Source organism: Gemmatimonadota bacterium (assembly GCA_009835325.1).
GTDB lineage: Bacteria > JAAXHH01 > JAAXHH01 > JAAXHH01 > JAAXHH01 > JAAXHH01.
The window spans coordinates 1-4,479 of the sequence record VXWP01000069.1 but is presented as its reverse complement, the minus strand read 5'-3'; the positions used below and the strand labels follow the sequence as shown (position 1 = coordinate 4,479).

The 4,479-nt window shown below is 63.1% G+C and carries 4 protein-coding genes; all 4 read left to right on the top strand.

All coding sequences use genetic code 11. From position 1 onward, the window contains the following. The first annotated feature begins 381 nt into the window (after positions 1-381). The 4 genes from F4Z81_08620 (at position 382) to F4Z81_08605 (ending at position 4,218) form a co-directional block, all read left to right on the top strand. Entirely contained in the window at positions 382-738 is a 357-nt protein-coding gene (locus F4Z81_08620; GenBank protein ID MXW05111.1) for a cupin domain-containing protein, read from the top strand. 102 nt (positions 739-840) lie between these two features. Further along, complete coding sequence (locus tag F4Z81_08615; GenBank protein ID MXW05110.1) at positions 841-1,167, top strand: hypothetical protein; 327 nt, start codon at positions 841-843, stop codon at positions 1,165-1,167. A gap of 2 nt (positions 1,168-1,169) precedes the next feature. Continuing rightward, positions 1,170-2,099: a sugar phosphate isomerase/epimerase gene (locus tag F4Z81_08610; GenBank protein MXW05109.1), complete on the top strand. Its 930-nt coding sequence runs from the start codon at positions 1,170-1,172 to the stop codon at positions 2,097-2,099. Further along, entirely contained in the window at positions 1,954-4,218 is a 2,265-nt protein-coding gene (locus tag F4Z81_08605) for an acetylxylan esterase (protein MXW05108.1), read from the top strand. Before F4Z81_08610 ends, F4Z81_08605 begins: the two co-directional genes overlap by 146 nt. Positions 4,219-4,479 lie beyond the last annotated feature (261 nt).

The window sequence follows — 4,479 nt, the reverse complement described above, 5'->3', positions numbered from 1 at the left end:
CTTGAAAATTGTACAGAGTTACCGAACGGAAACGCAAATCTGACTCGACTTTACTGCGGTTACTGTCAAACTTACAACAAGCACGACTTCAGGCAAATGATTAACCTCGGGAGGTTGACGGATTTCGAACATTTAATGCGACGGTAAGTCCCGCCCATTGCACGGAATGGGATCACACACCCTCCCATTGATCCTTGATGTATCGTTAAGGGGGTCTTATAATACACTTTTGTAAAGTCATTCGAATTATGGCTACGGTTTTCGACGGTCGGATTCCCAAAACTTTCAATAGTCTGATAACCACTTTCGTTGTGCGCATGACCGCGACTTTCGAAGATTTGATCGCAAACGCAACGTCACGCAAATTCGAAAGGAACTCCGATGGCCCACCACAAGGCCCTGATGAAGAGCGGCTTCCTCCTGCCCACGTGCGAGAAGCACTTCCACGACCATGACGAGACCTGGCTTATCCTCAAAGGGAGCGGGACGGGATTCTGGATCGATCACGACGGAAACCGGGAGGATTTCGTCCTGGAAGCGGGCGACGTCTGGATGATACCTGCGGGTTTCGAACACGGTTGCGCCGGGACGAACAGCGAAGACTTCACAATCAGTGTGTTCGACGGGACGAAGCCGCCGGGGTGCCACGATCACGCCCATTACTACATCGAAAATGAAGGGTACATCCCCTCGTTTAAACTGGTCAAGACGCCGACGGATCGGTACGCATCGGCTTAGGTGGGTGTGGCCAGGCCAGGCTTGGCCTGAGCCGGCGCCGATGACGAACCATCTGTCTACTTCAGCACACGTATTCAAGAAACATCGACAAGGAACATCGACATGGATTTCAGGGACGAATGGGAGCGGGCCGAACACGACTACGTGCAGTGCCTGAACCGGCTCGAGACCGCCAGGACCGATCTCGACGCGGCGCGCAAAGCGCTGCTGGATCTTACGCCGGAGGAGGGACGCAGCGGCAGGCTGCTCAACGTCCGCTACCGGAAGAACCGGGGCGCCGTGGACTGGCGGGCGGCGCTGCACGCGGTCCTGGAATCGGACGGAGCGGCGCTTGACGAAATCGGCGACAAGTACCGCAAACCGGAATCGGGCGCCTGGTACGTCCGGCTGAACAGACTGGCGGTGAACGCGCAGCGCCCGGGCGGGTGACCATGGACCTCAGTTTTTTTACGAGCGCAGGAGGAGACGCCTGGTCCCTGGAGGAGTGCGCTGGCTGGGCGAAGGCGAACGGGTTCGACGCGGTGCGGCTTTCGGCCGGCGGGGCCGTCGATCCGGACCGCATCCTCGCCGACGGACCCGGTGAAGTCAACGACGCCCTGAAGTCGCACGACATCTACCTGGCCGCGCTTTCGGCCCACAACAACCTGCTGGACGACGACGTGGCGCAGGCGGACGCGGCGGAAGAGCGGCTTCGCAAGGCCGTCCTGGCAGCCTCGGCACTGGGCGTATCTGTGGTCGTTACCCATGCCGGCAGTCCCGTGGGCTGGCATTTCTACGGTCAGTTTTCCTCTCCGCCCGGTAACCCCGGCGACCGGTCCGCGGAACTGGTGGAACGGTTTAAGGCGCGTTATACGCCTATCGTAAAGCTGGCTGAAGACCACGGCGTCACCATCGCCCTGGACGGCGCGGTGCGCATGGGGAACATCGCCTGCAACCCGGAGATGTGGGAGCGGGTGCTCGACGCGGTGCCGTCCGATCACCTGGGCCTTTCCTGCGATCCCTCCCACTGGTTGTGGATGATGATCCTGCCCGCCGAGGACGCCATCCGCATGTTCGCGGGCAAATGGGTCTACGCGGACGTGAAGGACGCCGAGGTGAGTCCCGCCATGCTGTTCCGCCAGGGCATCATCGGTAACTGGTGGTGGCAGTACCGCGTGCCGGGCCGTGGCCAGCTGAACTGGGGCACCGTCATCGGCGCGCTGGTCGAGTCGGGCTATGACTATGTCCTTTGCGTCGAGAATGAGGACCGCGGCATGCCGGGACTGGCCGGATTCGCCCTGGGTGGCCGCCATCTTCGCCAGTTCCTCCCGCCCGCCGGCGCGGAGTACCAGCGGCCGGTCGGGCTCTGGAACGTATCCTGAGCGTTACTCGCGCACTGCCTGGTCTCACTCTTCGGAGCTCTCCATGTACAGCCACGATCCCCTGCCTCCCGTCGACCGTCGCAGGACCGAGATACGCCACCTGAACCTGCCCTGCGAGTTCGTCGCGCCTACCACGAAGGAAGCCTGGGAGAAGCGCGCCCGGTCGCTCCGGGAGCATATCCTGGTCAGCATGGGACTCTGGCCGAACCCCGCCCGAAGCCCGCTGAACGCGGAGATCACCCACCGGGTCGTACGCGATGGGTACAGCATCGAAAACGTTCGGTTCCAGAGTTTGCCGGGATTCTACGTGACCGGGAACCTGTACCGCCCCGCCGGCGGCGAAGGCTCTGGCGACGAAGGCTCCAGCGGCGACGACCGGTCCGGCACCACCGGCTCTGGCGCCGATCTCCGCCCGGCCATCCTGAATCCCCATGGCCACTGGAAGGAGGGCAGGCTGGCCCACGAGCCCGATGGGTCCATACCCGCCCGGTGCATCAACTTCGCTCTCCAGGGTTACGTGGCCTTCGCATGGTCCATGGCCGGCTACAACGACAGCACGCAACTCGCCCACCGGACCTTCGGCGACGACCGAAAGCAACTCTGGGGGCTCAGCCTCATGGGGCTGCAGCTCTGGAACGGCATGCGTTCCGTCGATTTCCTGCAGTCGCTGCCGGACGTGGACAACAGCCGCATCGCCTGTACCGGGGCCTCGGGCGGCGGCACGCAGACCTTCATGCTCACCGCCGTGGACGACCGCGTTCGGGTTGCCGCGCCCGTGAACATGGTGTCGGCGCACATGCAGGGCGGATGCATCTGCGAGAATGGCCCCAATCTCCGTATCGAAACGAACAACATGGAAATCGCCGCCCTGGCCGCGCCGCGGCCGCTGTTGCTGGTGTCCGCCACGGGAGACTGGACGGCCAATACGCCCGAGCTGGAATATCCGGCCATCCGGGCAGTCTATAAACTCTACGACGCGGAGGATTGCCTGGGGCAGGTGCAGATCGACGCGGGCCATAACTACAATGCCGCCAGCAGGGAGGCCGTGTACGCCTGGTTCGGAAAGTGGATGCTGGACAGCGAAAGCGGCGATCGGTTTTCGGAACGGCCCGTCAAACCGGAACCGCCGGAATCGATGCTCGCGGTTACGGCCGAAAACCGGCCGGAAGACTGGATCGACGAAGAGGGGTTGACGGACGTATGGATCGATCGCGCCCGGAAGCAGCTCAATAAGATAAAGCCCTCCGACGCCAGGTCGCTGCGCAGGTTCCGGCAGGTCATGTCGGCCGGATTCCGATCGATCATCGGATCGCCCGGCGCGGCCGACGGCGACCTGGTCGCGACCCACCTGGGCATTCACCGGGCCGGCACCTGTTCGGTCCAATCGGGATTCATGGGATGGCGTAACGGCGGCTACCGGGTCCCCTTCACCGAATTCCGCCCGCCGGACCCTCTTCGCGGCGCCGTCCTCGTGGTTCATCCCGATGGCGCGTCGGCACTGACGCAGGATAACGGGCGGGATCCCGGTCCGTTTGTTCAGCAACTGCTGGGCAAGGGCCTGCTCGTGCTGTCGGCGGACGTCTTTCTCACGGGCCTGGCGGATAGTAAGCCGGCGGACCACGAACCTGCGGACGGTAAGCCAGCGGACCGCGAGCCGGCCTCCGGGGAACACGCCTACTTCTCGACCTACAACCGGACCACGACCGCGAACCGCGTGCAGGACATCCTTACGGCAGTCGCCTGGCTCCGGCGAACGGGTGGCGTTGCCTCGGTGTCCCTGGTCGGCATCGGCGCGGCCGGTCCGTGGTGCCTACTGGCCTGTGGTCTTTCGCCCCACATCGACCGCGCCGTGATCGACACCGACCGATTCGAGACGGACAGCGATGAGGCGTACGAAAGCAGGCTGTTCATTCCGGTGCTGCGGCGCCTGGGCGGGCTGTCCGCGGCCGCGGCCCTCGCGACCCCGGCCGAGTTGTATCTGCACCATACCGGCCACGCGTTTGAAATCGATGAAATAGAAGCCGCCTACCGCGCGGCGGACGCGCTGGACCGCCTCAGAACCCAGCGTACTCCCGCGGATATGCCCCAGGTTGTCGCATGGATCGACGAAGGTCCTTAGTTATACTTCCTGCGAAAGCAATGCGTGCCTGAATGGCGACCGAGCCCGGGTGCCGGATTGAAGTTTTTTCTTCCTCAAATATCAGAAAACCCGTAACTCCCCCTGACGCAATAGTATACCGTCCGTCTGTCCGGTGAATGTCCCCCGCCCGCCCCCGAACAAACCTCATCCAACAGCCGTTCCTCGCAACCCGTACCGGGCTCGTTTACACATCACCGAGCCCACGAGGCTAGGGCTGGTATGGTATGCCGGCTTAGGGGT